General features: G+C 38.4%; 16 protein-coding genes. 4 read left to right on the top strand and 12 right to left on the bottom strand.

The features are described from left to right. Window position 1 precedes the first annotated feature (1 nt). The 5 genes from KHA97_RS23105 to cdaS all read right to left on the bottom strand — a co-directional run bounded on the left by KHA97_RS23105 (window position 2) and on the right by cdaS (window position 4,448). Window positions 2–1,060 (bottom strand): LLM class flavin-dependent oxidoreductase, encoded by a 1,059-nt coding sequence (locus KHA97_RS23105; protein ID WP_213127162.1) that lies wholly within the window; start codon window positions 1,058–1,060, stop codon window positions 2–4. A gap of 16 nt (window positions 1,061–1,076) precedes the next feature. After that, window positions 1,077–2,018: a ring-cleaving dioxygenase gene (locus KHA97_RS23100; protein ID WP_213127161.1), complete on the bottom strand. Its 942-nt coding sequence runs from the start codon at window positions 2,016–2,018 to the stop codon at window positions 1,077–1,079. Between the two features lie 51 nt (window positions 2,019–2,069). Next, the gene (locus KHA97_RS23095; protein WP_213127160.1) at window positions 2,070–2,513 is read right to left on the bottom strand and encodes a MarR family winged helix-turn-helix transcriptional regulator; all 444 of its coding nucleotides are present in this window, start codon (window positions 2,511–2,513) and stop codon (window positions 2,070–2,072) included. A 94-nt stretch (window positions 2,514–2,607) separates the two neighbouring features. Beyond that, window positions 2,608–3,660, bottom strand: a complete 1,053-nt coding sequence (locus KHA97_RS23090; RefSeq protein WP_213127159.1) for a C45 family autoproteolytic acyltransferase/hydolase — start codon at window positions 3,658–3,660, stop codon at window positions 2,608–2,610. A 167-nt stretch (window positions 3,661–3,827) separates the two neighbouring features. Further along, window positions 3,828–4,448 (bottom strand): sporulation-specific diadenylate cyclase CdaS, encoded by a 621-nt coding sequence (gene cdaS, locus KHA97_RS23085; protein WP_213127158.1) that lies wholly within the window; start codon window positions 4,446–4,448, stop codon window positions 3,828–3,830. Window positions 4,449–4,629: 181 nt separating this feature from the next. Between cdaS and KHA97_RS23080 the strand changes: the two genes are divergently transcribed. From KHA97_RS23080 to KHA97_RS23070, 3 genes are all read left to right on the top strand, one after another. Beyond that, complete coding sequence (locus tag KHA97_RS23080) at window positions 4,630–4,965, top strand: 2Fe-2S iron-sulfur cluster-binding protein (protein WP_213127157.1); 336 nt, start codon at window positions 4,630–4,632, stop codon at window positions 4,963–4,965. A 140-nt stretch (window positions 4,966–5,105) separates the two neighbouring features. After that, the gene (locus KHA97_RS23075) at window positions 5,106–6,365 is read left to right on the top strand and encodes a glycosyl hydrolase family 18 protein (protein ID WP_213127156.1); all 1,260 of its coding nucleotides are present in this window, start codon (window positions 5,106–5,108) and stop codon (window positions 6,363–6,365) included. 62 nt (window positions 6,366–6,427) lie between these two features. Further along, window positions 6,428–6,898: a staygreen family protein gene (locus KHA97_RS23070; protein ID WP_213127155.1), complete on the top strand. Its 471-nt coding sequence runs from the start codon at window positions 6,428–6,430 to the stop codon at window positions 6,896–6,898. Window positions 6,899–7,283: 385 nt separating this feature from the next. Here the strand turns inward: KHA97_RS23070 and KHA97_RS23065 are convergent, their stop codons facing one another. Beyond that, on the bottom strand, window positions 7,284–8,738 hold the full coding sequence (locus tag KHA97_RS23065; protein WP_213127154.1) for a DHA2 family efflux MFS transporter permease subunit: 1,455 nt from the start codon (window positions 8,736–8,738) through the stop codon (window positions 7,284–7,286). Between the two features lie 243 nt (window positions 8,739–8,981). Between KHA97_RS23065 and KHA97_RS23060 the strand changes: the two genes are divergently transcribed. After that, window positions 8,982–9,485: a CarD family transcriptional regulator gene (locus KHA97_RS23060; protein WP_213127153.1), complete on the top strand. Its 504-nt coding sequence runs from the start codon at window positions 8,982–8,984 to the stop codon at window positions 9,483–9,485. Window positions 9,486–9,564: 79 nt separating this feature from the next. Here KHA97_RS23060 and KHA97_RS23055 read toward each other — a convergent pair whose 3' ends face one another. The 6 genes from KHA97_RS23055 to KHA97_RS23030 all read right to left on the bottom strand — a co-directional run bounded on the left by KHA97_RS23055 (window position 9,565) and on the right by KHA97_RS23030 (window position 16,265). After that, window positions 9,565–10,032, bottom strand: a complete 468-nt coding sequence (locus KHA97_RS23055) for a MarR family winged helix-turn-helix transcriptional regulator (protein ID WP_213127152.1) — start codon at window positions 10,030–10,032, stop codon at window positions 9,565–9,567. Window positions 10,033–10,345: 313 nt separating this feature from the next. Further along, a complete protein-coding gene (locus KHA97_RS23050) occupies window positions 10,346–10,999 on the bottom strand; it encodes a response regulator transcription factor (protein ID WP_213127151.1) in 654 nt (217 codons plus the stop codon). A 20-nt stretch (window positions 11,000–11,019) separates the two neighbouring features. Then, complete coding sequence (locus KHA97_RS23045) at window positions 11,020–13,155, bottom strand: GAF domain-containing sensor histidine kinase (protein WP_213127150.1); 2,136 nt, start codon at window positions 13,153–13,155, stop codon at window positions 11,020–11,022. Window positions 13,156–13,195: 40 nt separating this feature from the next. Then, a complete protein-coding gene (locus tag KHA97_RS23040) occupies window positions 13,196–13,801 on the bottom strand; it encodes a hypothetical protein (RefSeq protein WP_213127149.1) in 606 nt (201 codons plus the stop codon). After that, complete coding sequence (locus KHA97_RS23035; protein ID WP_213127148.1) at window positions 13,782–14,384, bottom strand: hypothetical protein; 603 nt, start codon at window positions 14,382–14,384, stop codon at window positions 13,782–13,784. Before KHA97_RS23035 ends, KHA97_RS23040 begins: the two co-directional genes overlap by 20 nt. A gap of 702 nt (window positions 14,385–15,086) precedes the next feature. Then, entirely contained in the window at window positions 15,087–16,265 is a 1,179-nt protein-coding gene (locus tag KHA97_RS23030; RefSeq protein WP_213127147.1) for an MFS transporter, read from the bottom strand. Between the last annotated feature and the right edge of the window lie 295 nt (window positions 16,266–16,560).

The raw sequence follows: 16,560 nt of genomic DNA, 5'->3' as shown, positions 1-16,560 counted from the left end.
GTTAATTACCCCTTGTATATTTCTTAATTGCTGGCATAATTTCTGTAGCAATCAATTCAATATTTTTCATAATGTTATCGAATGGCACGCCGCCAAAATCAATCTGTGCCATAAATCGTTGCTGACCGTAAAGTTCATATTGATAAATCATTTTTTCAATTATTTGCTGCGGACTACCTATCATTAACGCATCTCGATGATCAGTCGATTGCGCAAATTGTTGTTTTGGATAGCCGCCGCCTCGTAACGCGAGCATACCAGAATTAGCGTGTGGGTAGTATTCTCTAAGAGCATCCTGAGTAGTTTCCGCAGTATAAAATAAACTCGTCGTTGCGATTGGCAATGTTGCTGGATCAAAACCACTACGTTCTGCTGCCTCACGATACGCGTCAACTGAAACCTTAAAGTTAATCGCTGGGCCACCAAGTGTTGTCAGCATCATTGGTACTCCTGCATATCCAGCTTTAATCGCACTAGCAGGTGGTCCACCTACTGCGCGCCAAATTGGTAAATGACCATTCAAAGGCTGCGGAAGTATCATTGCATTTTTAAGCGGCGCCCGGAATTGTCCTTCCCACGTTACTTTTTCTTCCTCATTTATTTTCAAAAGAAGCTCCAATTTTTCTTCAAATAATTCCTCATAGTCACGGACATTGTATCCGAGCAAATCATATGCCCCAACACGTGAACCACGTCCAGCAACAATTTCCGCTCTCCCTTTTGAAATTAAATCAATCGTGGCAAAATCTTCATACACTCGGACTGGGTCTGACACACTTAACACTGTAGCCGAGCTGGCAATTTTAATATTTTTTGTCGCTTGTGCAATGGCCCCTAAAATGACCGTATGTGCCTGTGTCGTAAAGTGAATTTGATGGCTTTCTCCGACCGCAAAAACATCAAGTCCTGCCTCATCAGCAAGTTTACTAGCCTCAATTAATTCTCGAATTCGCTGTTCCGCGCTAATCATGTCACCTGTATGCGGGTTAAATAAATGATCCCCAATTGAATATAACCCGAATTCAATCCCTTTACTTGGATCGATACGATATTTTTCCATGTCCATTCACTCCTTCTTAATCTATCGGTGCTAATTTTGCTTCAATTTCCGCACGTCTTTCTTCCAAGAACGGTGGTAAATCTAATGTTTTACCTAATTCTTCGACTGTTGAATCTGCAGTAAATCCAGGTCCATCTGTTGCAATCTCAAATAAAATGCCATTAGATTCACGGAAGTATAGGCTCTTGAAATAAAAACGATCGACAATTCCGGTTGAGTGGAAGCCTCGTTCTTTTACCACACCTTCCCAATAACGCAATTCTTCTTCATTTTTCACACGAATCGCCAGATGATGGATACTTCCTCGACCAGGCTTTTCTCTTTCCCCGTCTTGTTGTTTAATGATAATCTCTCCGAATGATTGCCCTTCAACTGATTGATAAATTACTTCACCATCCGAACGGCTAACTTCTACGTAACCAAACATATCGCGTAATGTTCTGGCTGTTTTTTCTAAATGTCTAACTGTTAGTTCAACTGTTCCCATTCCTAAGATACGGTGTTCTTCTTCGATGACAGAATCCTTCCAAGCTGACCAATATTCAGGAATATCATCACCGTTATTATTTAATAAGACCATTCGCAGTCCTTCCGAATCTTCAAAATGGAGCGCATCTCGTCCAGCATATTTTGTAATGTCACCGTGTTTAACATCCATTGACTCAAAACGATTTTTCCAAAATTCAAGACTTTCAAAAGACGGGACAAGCAAGCCAATTTTCGTGATGGCGTTTGTGCCACGATGTGTCCTCCCTACATAAGGCATTTCAAAAAACGATAGCTCCGTTCCCGCACTGCCTGTTAAATCTCCGTAAAATAGGTGATACATCGAAGGATCGTCTTGATTCACGGTCTTTTTCACTCTGCGTAGTCCTAATACTTTTTGATAAAAATGATTATTTATTTGAGCGTCCTTCGTAATCATCGAAATATGGTGGTGACCAGGTATTTTATACATATTGCTTCCTCCTTTTTTAACTTGACTAATCAAGTGATGGTTTAAAAAAAATTACTCAGATGGTAATTTTCTTTTTTGACTATATTTGTGAACTCTCGTCATGAGTGTATATAATGTCTTCTTTTCTTCTTCACTTAAAACATCATCAAAAAAAGATGATTGAAACGCAAGCTGTGCTGGCATTGCTTCTTTTAATACGGATTCAGCCTTCTCCGTTAGACTTATTGTTTTCGTTTTCCAATCTTGCTTTCGATATATATAGCCTTCTTTTTCAAGTCGGGAAAGCATACGAGAAATACCACCTTGCGTAACCGTTACCTTTTCTGCCAAGTCGCATTGTGTAAGTGGCTGATATGTCTTAACTTGAATAAGTACATCAAATTGGGCAGTAGTTAAACCAAATTGTTTTAGAAATTCATTCGACAACTGGTTGCTTTGGTTTGTAAAACGCATTAAACGTAGCCAAATTAATGATCCAAGTGTATTATTACGCAATGTTCATCCCCTCCTCTTCGCTAGCCTTATTATCACTTTACTACTCAAGTGATAAAAAATCAAGTAGAATATCACAAGTACATACTATACGGTGTTAGTTAATCATACCCATATTGATAAATGGTGTATCATATTTAAGAATACCCTTAATTCGTTTAATATTTATATCTTCCCCTTCTAAAAAACGGTTAAAGTCAAAGATTACCGGCATTCGATCACCGCCAATTGCAAACAATGTTTTTCTTTCTCTTGGTACATAAGCAGATGTGTGGATTGTTCCTGCTGAAGCACCATAGTTGCCAGAAAATATTTCCTTGTCTTCTTCGTTTAATATTCTATATGCCCCGTATAAATTTAAATCATTGCTTTGTTGCTTTTCCAGTTCATTCTGTCTCCTTAAAGAGTCATTCATACGATAACGGTTTTCTTCTGTTAATACTTCAAAATGATTTGTACTTATATTCGATTTTCTTGCTACTACTTTTCTTGGTGAAGCTTCAACGACAAATGTCTCACCACTCGGATCTAATAATACATAACTAAATGAAGTTCGGTGGGGAATTTCCATAATCAATGAAATCGCTTCCTCGACATTAGCACAAGTTTCTAGAATTATGCGACCAATCATATTACATACAAAACCATTTCCAGATCCAATCCGATTAATGAAGTTATAGCCCATAGCAAGACCTTTTTCATTCATTCCATCTGTACGTCCTGTTATTTGCATGGAAGGACCTATAACCGCATAGCCCGTATCAGTTGGCTGGTATATGGTATACCGTCCTTCGTAGTAACCTGGATGGCTATCATAATTTCGAATTAAAAATTCGGAGCCTGTTAAGATGGAGCATCCACTTTTCTCATAGTCTACATAATATCCTCCAAATTCTCTAAGGGCATCCTCCATTCTCCAATTTAAAGCATCCGCTAACCCATGAAGCTCATCCAGCATACCGGGAATAAATTTGGTGAATAGTTGAATGGCCTCTTTTTCATTAATATTAAAATGACGTTTTCTTATAGAAGCCCATTGCTTTTCACGGTTTGACAAGATAGGAGATTCCTTTAACAACTCCCCTTGCATATAGCCAAAGTCGTAATGATTCCCTCTAAATTGAACTATTTCACTATAAACATTACCCATATATTCACCCCCCTTTTTACAAAATATATAGTCAAAAGTTTTTTAGTTATAGTCACTTTACTACTCAATTGATGAGGTTTCAAGTAAAAAACGCAAAAAGGACGATTCTACCCCCTATCAGAAAAAAGAGTATGTCGCCCTTATACGCAAATAAATCCTTATTACCACTAGTGGAACTCACCCGTACTAACAGGATAGAGATTTCCTTTAAACCCGAATGAAACCTTGCCTGTCTCTTCTGAAACTACAAGTACGAGCGCATCACTCTGTTCAGATAATCCTAGGGCCGCGCGGTGTCGTGTACCTAGTTTTTTATCACCTACAAATTTGTCCGACAGCGGAAGAACATTTGACGCAGAAACAATCTGATTAGCATTTATCATTACAGCGCCATCGTGAAGTGGATTACCAGGAAAGAATATAGATTCTATTAATGAATGCGTTAGCTCCGCTCTGATTGGAATACCCGGTCTCATTAAAGGTTCGAGAAAATCTTCACGTTGTATCACAATTAACCCGCCATGTCTACGATGTGACATATTTTGAACACAAATGGACAGTTCTAGATATTTATCTGTAAACGGAGCCAAATAACAATTTAAATAGAAGTTAGCTGCCTTCATATCGATAGAGATAAAATTCTCTTTAATTTTTTCAAAACTTCCAAGAAGACAATAGTCTTCTTGATCCATCACATCTAAATTGGACTGGAGTGCCGCTATGACTTGGCGAATCTCCTCCTTTATCCTTTGTTTCATTGGTGAAAAATCACAATTCGAATGGTTCACGAAAACACACCTCCTATAGCTATGTATTTATTATGTGTGATGATGATAAGGACCATTCAGCAGTCAATTTTTGAATAAAAATTGATAAGTGTATCACCCTAAGAAAAGCTCTCATCCACAAACCGTTTCATATGTGTGTGATAAGGGTGACATTAATTTTATAGATAAGAGGTATAAAAGTATGCCTAACGTAACAGTATTCGGTAGAGAAACATTTCAAGTGGAGAAGGGGAAAAGATTAGTATTAGCTCTCGAAGATAATGGCGTAAATATTCTCCATCGCTGCGGTGGAAATGCAAAATGTACTACTTGTAGGGTAGAAGTATTGGCAGGAAATTTTATGGAGGTAACGAATAAAGAAAAACAAGCTTTTGCTGTTAAGGGCGTCGATGAGGATCTATTTGAAGATTGTTTACGCTTATCTTGTCAAATTCGTGTGAATGGAGACATAACTGTTCGACCAATTATGACTGTTGAAAATACAGGAAAGAAAGCCGGTCCAAGACCTGCGGATTAAATAATTACTATTAGAAAATGAGTTCATACCCAAGTACTCTCTATTCCAGTGTTTTTTTATGCATTATTTCAACTAGTTATGAACAAAAAACAAAGAACATATATATTAGAATAATCATTAACTGGGAATGAGGTAATGGTATGTTTATTTATGTAGTTAAAACGGGCGATTCTCTATTCTCAATTGCATCAAAATATCAAGTGACTATGGATAGCATACGTATCATCAACGGGTTAACAACAGATCGATTAGTTCCCGGGCAAAGTTTACTCGTTCCTACAAATATGTATACTGTTCAACCTGGGGATTCGTTGTATAGCATTTCTAAAATGAGCTTGATTCCTGTTGAAACAATACGTCTTATAAATGGTTTGCATTCTAATATCATTACGGTTGGCATGAAACTATATCTACCTCCTAGAACTAAGTATGAAACGGAAGATTTTAGCTATATAACACCTTCCACATCTGAAATGAATCAATTTATCGTTCAGAGTTTTGCGCCTATAAATACTTTTTTTGGTATTTTTGAGTACCATATTTTTGAAGATGGAAGTCTTAGCACTTTAAATGATCAACAACTTATTCAGCTATCAAGAGAGTATCATGTAGCTCCCCTTGCTGTAATTACGAACTTGACATCTACGGGATTTAGTCCGGATTTAACAGAAAAAGTTTTAGGTTCTCCTGTAATTAGAGACCGGTTAATTAGTAATATTTATAATTTGGTCAAAAGTAAAAATTACGCTGGTGTAAATATTGACTTTGAGCGGATACGTGAAGGACAAAGAGATTTATATAGTGATTTTTTACGTTCCTTAAGAGATCGCTTGAAGCCAGAGGGATATTATACTTCTGCTGCTATTCCAGCAAAAACTAGCGATGAAATTTCATGGCTTAAGGGATATGATTACGGAGGAATTGGAGCAGCTGTTGATTTCGCCTTCATCATGGCCTATGACTGGCATGAAGCAAGCAGCCCACCTGGCCCAGTAGCTCCTATAAATGAGGTAAAACAATCCATTGAGTATGCTCTAAACCATATGGGAGTAAATAAAATAATCCTCGGTGTCCCACGTTACGGATACGACTGGACCATGTCTAATGGAAACGTAGTTAGCGCACATGCCGTTTCTGTAGCTGGAGCAGTAAATACTGCTATGAAGTATCAAGTTCCAATCCAGTATTCTACGGAATATCAGCAGCCTTTTTTTACTTATCGTGATGAAACTGGAAAAAGACATATTGTATGGTATGAAGACGCAACAGCTCGAGCACAAAAATTACAGCTTGTCGTTGATTATCGCTTAAGAGGCGTTGGAGCTTGGCAACTAGGATTGCAGTTTCCTCAGTCTGCTGTTTTAGTAAGGGAATTTTTTATTAGTAAAAAAATAATCTAGTAAATCATTTCTGCTATTTTTCAGTAAGGAGGGTTACTTACTTTCAAGGAGGAATAATAAGTATGTCTTCTTTTAACCCGCAAAAATTATTCGTCAATCTCATTCCTCCGGCCACTTCTTACCAACCAATTGATGGTAGGAGGTACACTCTTACTCATTCCGACCTTACAGGTGACCTTTTTTTAGATATTGGATATGTATACAATTCTGAGGCTATTGAACCAAAAATGCGAGATGAGGTGCTGGCAGAATGGCAAAAAGATAAGCAATCTTCCTTTCTTTTGATAGGAAACGTTCATATTGATAATGGGGAGTTCAGTGAAGAAAAGGCGGGAATGCGTTTTAATATATTTAATAAGGAAATGCCCACTGCTTTAAAAGGAATTGTATATGGAGAACGACCCTTTTTCACTAACTATCCGTCGCTTCTATATGCCCCTATTTACATTCAATTTCATTCTGCTTATTCAAAGTATCGACAAATTCTATACTTTGGTACTCCTATACAGTTTTTACAACAAATATTAAAATAGAAAATTCCCCGCTTACTAGCAAAGCGCATACACTTTCATAAAGCATGCATAGTTTTCCCACATATCGTAAAGAGATTTGCAAGAATAATGATTGTCTAGTTTGTTTAAACCGATATTGAAATCCTAGACCCAATCATTCAAAGTTGCACTTAATTCTATTGACATTTATTTCCCTTTCCAAAGTTTTAGTATGATAAAAAGACCATCCTTTCATTCTCAGATCATTTTGAGTACAAGATGGTCTACTTCTTTTTGAATTAGCTTATTTTTTGGTGTTTCAATTGCCACAAGAACTACCCCAGAAAATACCACAAAGCTATTCCCACATAAAAGACCCCCAAACCAAAAGGGTTCGAGAGCCTTGAAACGTCGATTTAGAATTCTACTACAGGCGTACTGGTTCTGTTGCTTTCATTGGGGTTGGGGATATTTCCTTCACTTCGTTTGATTTTTTTACAAAGAAAGAACATATTAATCCAACTATTGAAATCCCTGTAGTAAAGTAGAAAGCATATTTTACTCCTGCAGCTAATACTTCTTGCTGGGGTGCATCAGGAAAATCAATTAAATAACCGCTTTGGCCAGCTGTAAATACCGTAATTGCAATTGCAGTACCAGCTGCTCCGGCTACTTGATTCAATGTATTCATAGCCGCTGACCCATCAGCATATAACTTACGTGGCAATTGATTGAGTCCATTTGTTTGTGATGGCATCATGACCATCGTTAACCCAAAGAATAGAACTATAAAGGCTACTATTATTTGCCAAGTGGGTGTTGTTGCTGAAATAGTAGACGCAAAAATAAGATTCCCAATTACTATAATTATAGATCCAAGAATCACGAGTATACGTGGGCCTTTTTTATCAAATAAAGATCCAACAATCGGTGACAAAATAACATTCACGGCATTTCCAGGAAGTAATAATAAACCAGCCACCGCAGCGCTAAATAATAGAGCACCTTTTAAATAAAGTGGTAATAAAATTGCCGATGATAAAATGATTATAATGCCAAGAAACATCATCAATGTTCCTAATGTGAACATTGGATACTTAAAGACACGTAAATTAATCATTGGCTGAGCCATTTTCATTTGACGATTGCCAAATAAAACAAGTGCAATCATTCCTACAAGTAAAGGTATCCATACTACAGGGGATGAAAAGGCTTCTTCAGCCATAGTAGCCAGAGAAAAAATTAATCCACCAAAACCTATTGTTGATAGAAGAATCGACATTATATCGATACTAGGTTTCGTAATTTCCGAAACATTTGTTATTTTAGCTACAGCAAAGAGTGTTAATAACACATAGAAAATAGCGCTAATCCAGAAAATAAAGTGCCAGCCTATCGAACTAATAATGACCCCTGAAAGTGTTGGTCCTAGAGCTGGAGCTAATGTAATCACAAGACCCATAAGTCCCATGACAACTCCACGCTTCGATATTGGGAAAATAAGTAAAACAACCGTCATCATGACTGGCAGTATAAGACCGGTCCCTAGTGCTTGTACTATACGACCAAATAATAAAATAACAAAACTTGGAGATAACCCTGCTAAAATGGTTCCCAACAGCGAAATAATGAGTCCCCCAATAACTAATTGCCTTGTGGTAAACCATTTCATTAGAAGTGCCGTAACTGGAACTAAAATTGCTAATACTAATAAATATCCTGTTGTCAACCACTGTGCAGTAGCTGGTTTGACTGAAAATTCCTCCATTATATTTGTTAATGCCATATTTAATGCTGTTTCACCAAATAATCCTATAAAAGCACCTAACATTAAGATAAATGCCATTGTCTTAGGGTTTTTCACTTGAATTTGTGTACTCATAAAAATCTCCTTTTAATGTAATCCTTCTTTTCTGTATTAGTCATCTTAAAGCAAATATCATAATCCTATTTGGAGAAATTTATCGCGATGTTCATTTTCTGCGATTTGTATCCGTTCCGTAGTACACCCCCACACACTAACTTTGCTACTATATCAAATAAATTTTCTATATGTCAACTAAGTTGACAATATATTTTTCTTGCGTTATTATAAACTTAGTTGACATAAAGATTGGAGTATCAAATGTTTAATATAGGAGATTTGGTCGTCTATTCCGCACATGGCATTTGTAAAATTGATGATATTTGTGAAAGAACTGTTTTAGGTATCACAAGACCTTATTATGTATTACATCCCATTGAAAATAATAGTGAATTAACCATCAGTACACCTGTTAATAATGATAAAGTGGTAATGCAAGAGATAATTGATAAAGAAGAAGCAATTAATATTCTTGAATCTTTTAAACATACAGGGATACAATGGATTGACAAACCTAATATGCGGTATAGTACATATTCCGATATTATAAACACAGGTGATCGAAAAGAGATTGCTAACATTGTAAATACTCTGATGAGGAAAGAAATTGGACTTAAACTTCACGAAAGAAAACTTTATGTGCAGGATCGTAAAATATTAAACTCTTCACGAAATATACTATTTAAAGAATTGGCTATCTCATTAGACAGTAGTTTTGAAGAAATTGATGAGTGGGTAACAAAGGTAATAAAGGGAATTAATTAAGACTTAAAAAGTGAATTAAATGTAAAGAAAACCCCCTCTTTGTCAAACCTTTTGACAAAGAGGGGGTTTATCTTCTCTATTATTCTATTCCCCAGTCTAATTTTAATAGATCATTAAGAATAGTTACTCGATCAATTCCTATTTTTTCTGCAATTTTATTTTCAAGCTGGGCTTTAAGTTTCATGTTCCTTTCGTAGCATTCTTCACCTAAAGCGGTTAGCTGAACACACTTCTCTTTTTTGTTGTTTTCTACATTATTAATTTCTACTAAACCTTTTGTAGAAAGAATCTTGATAAACTTATGGATCGCTTGACGTGAGATGTTTACATTTTTTGTTACATACGAAATGGTCGGCCGCTTATTATAAATCCTCGCCATTATATACCATTCGGAATTTGAAATATAAATCTCACTTTGATCATTCCATGCTTTTTCAGCTATTCTTCGAAGCATACTATGGCGCTCGCTCAATAAATCGATGAGATCCAGATTTTGTAATTCAGAGTTTGGAATCAAACCATTCACTCCAATCCTAGTCTTCGCCATTTACTATATAAAACTAGCTATTGAATGTCAATTTGGTTAACATCTTATATCTTCTATAGTTAAGCAATTTTCAAGAATAATTCAATATATAAAACAGGCTACCACATGATAAATGAGATAGCCTGTAAACGTTGATATATCAATGTTTTCACTAAGATTAACGTTTTGAGAACTGTGGTGCTCTACGTGCACCTTTAAGCCCATATTTTTTCTTTAAGGCGGGGTGTCTACATATTAGTATAGAAGTTCATAAACATTGATTTTGCGATGTTTATGGGCAGATCAGCCATTCAAGGTTACTTGTCTTAGGCGATTAATTATCTTCAGACGATAACCGCTTTTGTGCTAATACGACTGCTTGGGCGCGATCGGAGATTTGCAACTTGTTGAAGATATTGGAGACATGGTTTCGCACTGTTTTAAGATTGATCATTAATCGATTAGCAATTTCTTGGTTGGTGAATCCGCGAGATATCATCGCTACTATTTCACGTTCACGTTCGGACAATTCCGGAAACGCAACCGCAATTGGAGATGCGGCCGTTAAAGAAAAATATTGAGCCAATCTGACGGCGATTGCCGGACCGAATATTGCCTCCCCATTGTGAACGGCTCGAATGGCGCGCAGCATCTCCGCCTTGTCGGCTCCTTTAAGCAAGTAGCCGCGGGCACCGGCCCGGATGGCAGCAAATACGGAATCACTATCGTCATACATGGTTAGCATCAGCACCCTAATATGCGGCGAGGTGGCTACAATCTCACGTGTCGAATCAATGCCGTTCAAATCCGGCATTTGCAGATCCATTAGTACAAGATCAGGTTGAAGGTTAGCGGCCATCCGAATTGCCTCCACGCCGGTCAGCGCTTCTCCGATCACTTCGATGTCCGATTCACGGCGAAGCATCATCTTGATGCCTTCCCTAAATTGTTGGTGATCGTCAGCGACCAATACTGTAATTTTCTCCATGGAACAACGCTCCCTTGCGTCTAATCTGATATGGGAAACAAGACTCTTACATGGGTTCCGGCATTAATCCCGGATTCGATAATACATGTTCCTCCCAGTTCGTATGCTCTTTCACGAATGGAAATGATACCAACACCGAGCGGCTTTCCTTCAGGTACCCCGACACCGTTGTCATGAATTTCAAGCTTTATCTGGTCGTCGACTTCTAGAAGGACCGAGGCTTCGGTTGCTTGCGCATGGGTCACGATATTCGTCAGCGACTCGGCGGTAATCCGATAGATGGCAACCTCTACTGCAGCACTTAATTCCGGTAAATCATCCGACGCGTTGAATGTTATTCTTAGGGATGCGCTTTCATATTTGGATATCAGAATGCGCATCGCAGCGGTCAATCCGAGCTCATCAAGTGTTGGTGGTCGGAGTTCATAGACTAATTGGCGAATTTCTGCGACTGCACCTTGGAGATCATGCTTTAACGATATCAGCATCGAAGTAGCAGTTTGGGGATCATCTGGGATTTCTTCCCGCACTGCATCGACTTTTAGCGTAAGTCCGGCAAGCGTCGGACCGAGTCCATCGTGCAAATCCCTCCGCAGTCGCCGCCGTTCCTCTTCCCGAGTGAGGACGAGCTGTTCCCTCGAGCGATGCAGATCCCTGGCCAACTGCAGCGCATTAGTCGTTTGACGGACTGCCAAAACCGCGATACCTGCCTGCCCGGCCAAGTCTTCCAACAGTCGGCGATCTGCAACCGAGAATGGCGAACTCTCATCACGAGGCGCGAGTTGCAACTTCCCGATGATGACACCTTGCGCATTAAGCGGTAGTTCTAGCAACGTAGATGAATCGGAAGGAAAACGTCCGTATGAAGCAGCAACTTCCCATTCGCCCGGTTCTGTACTAATTGTATGCGACATTCCTTTGTCCTTTTTCAGCCGAATCGCTGCATAAGGAAGTTTCAGTGACTGCGCTGTCAGTTCGACAATGGCTGGCATAACCTCAGTCGGATGCATTGTTTCCTCCAGTCTTCTGCCGAACCGCGCCAACAGAGCATTCGGGTCGTCCCTGTCCCCATATATCAAACGATTGACACCCAGTTGCAATCGCTGCCGCACTGGGGCGAACAGAACCGCGACAACCCCAGTGGCTATTAGTGAACTTGTAAAACCTCCATGAATTTGTAAAACGCTGCTTATGTAGCTAATGAGAACAATGTAGCTACCGATTACAAATAGGGTTAACAGAGCATAGACTAGCGTGCGATTAATAATCGGATCGATCTCCCAGAGCCGAAATCGAAGCAGTGAAATGCCGATTCCAAGTGCGATGGGCGTATACAACAGTGTTAATGCCGTACCTGATGTAAGCATAAAGACGGCATCCTGATCATCTGGCAAAGCAACTACCAGCACCAGTTGAAGAAGAAGGATAGTTATGCTGATCGAGAAACCAAATACGAGCCATTTCGTTTGCTGTCGCCGAACCGCATCCTTTTCCTTAAAGTACCGTACCCATTGAACAGCAAGAGTACTGCCCCATGTGATTATAAGTTCCAAGATTAATAGAACGATTGAAAAGTTAATTAGTGCTTCGAAGAAAATGAATTGAAAAAGCCACAAAGGCACAACTGCAATGCCCCATTTAGGAACAAATTTACCATCAGGAAAAGTGACAAGAAACAGACCCAGTAGCGGGAAAACAAAGGGATAGGCATCGAGAAACCAAGTTATTTCGGGATATGCCCATCGAAGGGCCGCAAACAAAACCATAGACACGCCCATCGTCCCGAAAGCAATCAGGAAAAAGGAGGCGGATAGCGTGTACCACCCCCGAAATTTACTTCTAAATAGAAGTACACCGAGAACAAAGTATAGAGTAGATGCCAAAGTATGAAGAATAACCGTATAATGCACATATGCCGAGAACGTAATCCCTATTTTGTCAAGCAAAGACAAACTGGCTTCGTTCAATTGCGCAAAGCTACATCCCTCATTAACTGGGGAGTGGCAAACAGTGCGAATTTGTGCGTAATAAGCTGGGACCGCAGCGACAAGCAAAATGAAGTTTCCTACTGCAAAAAGCGGCCAGATAAAACGAATGATTTGGAAAGAAACGCGACTTCGCACATTTTTAACATGTTCAATGGGGGTATGAACCATGAAACCACCCTTCCAAAAAGTGGAGAATCATATATTTGTATTATGTCACATTAGTTTGTTTCGGGGTACCTGTTTTAAGTAATTTCACACACATCCAGGAAACCGCGATTGGGTAGCCAAGATAACTTATTAATGCCAACTCCTCAGAAACATATTTTAAGATTGATGCTGCACTAACAATTAGCAGCAATACGCCCGGCCAACGCGCCGTTTTGCTAAATAGCATAATTGTTAAACCGTAAAGGCCTGAGCCTGCTATAAACAATATAGAAGAAGTCACTTCCGCTTCCCATATTGGGGAAGGCAACTCACTTTCAGTCACCTTACTTAAATCCATTGACGGATCGATATCATAGATGAATGGGAATGCAAATTCGTGTACTGCAATAGAACCTATTGTCCATGTCATCGCGAAGATGAATATAATAGTGCTGATAAATCCAAGTACTCGCATATTTTCCATTTGGCTTAAATACACAGCAAGAACTCCAAACATAAGAAAAACCCACGCTAAAATGCTGATAAAACTAATGAATGTAACAGGATTATCGCCTTTTGAAACAGCGCCAATAAAACTAGATATGATGAAGAAAAAACCTATAATCCCAAACACCGCGAATATCCGATTAATCTTTGAAAGTGTCATATGGAGCCACCCCTTTATTAATATCATTCGTGAATCTGATTTCCGACGCTTTAGCATTTGAAATAATAGCAAAACCCAAATTGGCCCAAAACAAACCCCACATCATAATTAAGACAAAGTTCGGTTCTTTCGTTACAATGAGTGCGATTAATGGACCTAAGAAGAAATACACACCAATCAGTAAGGGAGCGACTTTACTCCAACCACTCCATACTTTTGCCCTGATCGTCGCGATACCGCACGCCACCATGCCGACAGCGACTAACATCGCACCAATCGGCTTAAATGGCTGATTGACGGTATTGTCCCAATAGTAGAAAATGATCCCATGTGCGATTTCTTGAGAAACAAAGCCAAGTAGCGGAATGACCAGCAGCCATTTGCCTCTTCCGAGCGCTTTCAGCCATAACAATCCGAGTAGTCCACCTGATAACAATAAAACTGAGAGTGAATAGGCAATCTGGCCGTAGGGCATTATGTCCGGATCCATTCCGGTCGAAAGCAATATGCCGAGTACAATCTGGATCAGCCCGCCAGTTATACTAGCAACACCCGCAAGACGAATTTTTTTCGAATTTGCCAAAAGTTTTTTCATCCTTTCTTCGGATAATGGTATTGTAATTTAAGTATAGTGAGGGACAGTCCCATTGTCGCGGGACGGTTTCCCGTTCAAACGGGAATTTAGCAGGGAATTTCATTTCGTAATCGTTCACGTGATTGATGAAATCTAGACGAAAAGAAAAAACCGTTGGGTTAATGGTCATCGAATCCTTTCATTCCAAATTAAAAACGAATGAGTTCCACTTTGTAAAAATGAATTCGCTCAGCATGATAGAAGTGATAGACCGTGTCAACAAATATATGAAGTATTATAATTCAGAGAGGATTCAAGGAAAAAATTAGGCTACCAAACTCCCAAGGAGTGTAGGTGTTTAGCAACCTAGCACAGGTGTTTTATGTGTGTCTCATTTCAATAGGTCAGTTCAATTTCATAATTGGCAACCTTACAAAAAAGCTTTTTCAATGGTCAAATAATGAAATTAAATATCCTTTTTAAGAAGTAATCAAGTTAAGTCAACACTAGTGATTTGTTCCAAAATAAATAATTACATTCAATTTACATTCACTAACTTTTTCACAAACAAAACAGGCTATTTCATCATAAAAGAGATAGCCTGTAAACGTTGATATATCAATATTTTCATTAATGCTAACTTTTTGAGAACTGAGGCGCGCGACATGCACCTTTAAGACCGTATTTTTACGTTCTTAAGACAAACTAATGTTAGGATGCTGTTATTGTTTTCCTTTTGTTCACGAATAAAGATGAAGAATATACAATTAGGAATGCCAACATGATAAAGGCAGAAGCTAGATAGATTGAACTATAATTTAGTTTTGCCGCAACTAAACCCAGTATAGCAGACCCTCCTCCAATTCCTATATCCAGAGAATTATAAAACATGGAGCTTACCTTTAAATAACGATCTGGTGTTGCTTTATTCAATACCCAAGCTTGTAATGCAGGGAATAAAGCTCCTTGCCCCATTCCATATAAACATGCAGCACTTAACAAGCCATATAATGTAGTAGATTGATACAATAAAATAAATCCAATTATCATCGATATTGAGCTTGGAATTATAACCCAAACAGGACCTATTCGGTCAAAGGTTTTCCCTGAAATGAATCGAATCAAAAATGCACTTATTGTGTTAATAAAATAAAACCATGCTACGCCTTCAATGTTTAATTCTTTTGCATAAAGTGCCATAAAGCTCATTACACCGCCCATGCATGCACCCATTAACAGAATTAGAAAAGAAGGAATAATGGCAGATTGATCAAAAATGGGCTGAAATACGGTTCGTTCTTTTTGATTTTCGCTCTTTTGACTTTCCGGAAAAGAAATGAAACTAACACAAACTAAGAATAACAGTACACTAGCACCTGCTGTCGTAAATAAAATTATAGGATGATAAGAATTAATTAACCACATACCGACAAAGGGCGATATCGCCAATGCAATGGTAGTACCATTCCCAATCATCCCTATTCCTTCTCCCCTTCTTTCATTTGGAATGATTTCAGCTGCTAATGTAGTAAGAATGGTAATGGACAAACCTAAACCACAACCGTGAAAAATACGGAGGGAAAGGGCAAGATAAAAACTGTTCGCTATGTAATAACCAAGGGTTGAAATTAAACAAATAATAATAGAACACACTAAAACTTTCTTTCTTCCAAATCGATTTGTAAAAATCTCAGTAAAAAAACGAATAAAGACTGCAGAAAATGTAAAACTTCCGATAATCAATCCTATTTGTGAGGTAGTAAACCCACTTTGGTTTGATAAAAAAAGTGGAAGTGTAGGCAATAATATATCGAATGCAAAAAAAGAAAAAGCATTTGCTAACATGAGTAAAATAAAGATTTTTGTCCAGAGTGATGCCTTAGTCGACATGATACGTACTCCTTTTTCGAAAAAAAATTCAAGGGGAAATGGGTAACCAAATGATTGACTAACTTAACTCATTTGTCTTTGTCTACTTTGACTGCAAATAGCCGATTTATGCTTGAACTTAATTAAAATTAGTGCTGTCGAAACTTCACGCCAGACTTCATACTTGGAGCAACATTTATGAAAATATTGGTTGACAATCCCTGCGAGACCTATACCAGCTAACAATCGAAAGACGGAATTGAATTTATTAATCTTAATGAGACGCAACTGAGTTAATGCTTGATTTTACTCATTC

Origin of the sequence: Lederbergia citri (assembly GCF_018343625.1) — a bacterium.
In the GTDB taxonomy this organism is placed as follows: domain Bacteria; phylum Bacillota; class Bacilli; order Bacillales; family Bacillaceae_C; genus Lederbergia; species Lederbergia citri.
The sequence above is the reverse complement of the archived record's forward strand: the minus strand, read 5'-3'. Positions and strand labels throughout refer to the sequence as shown.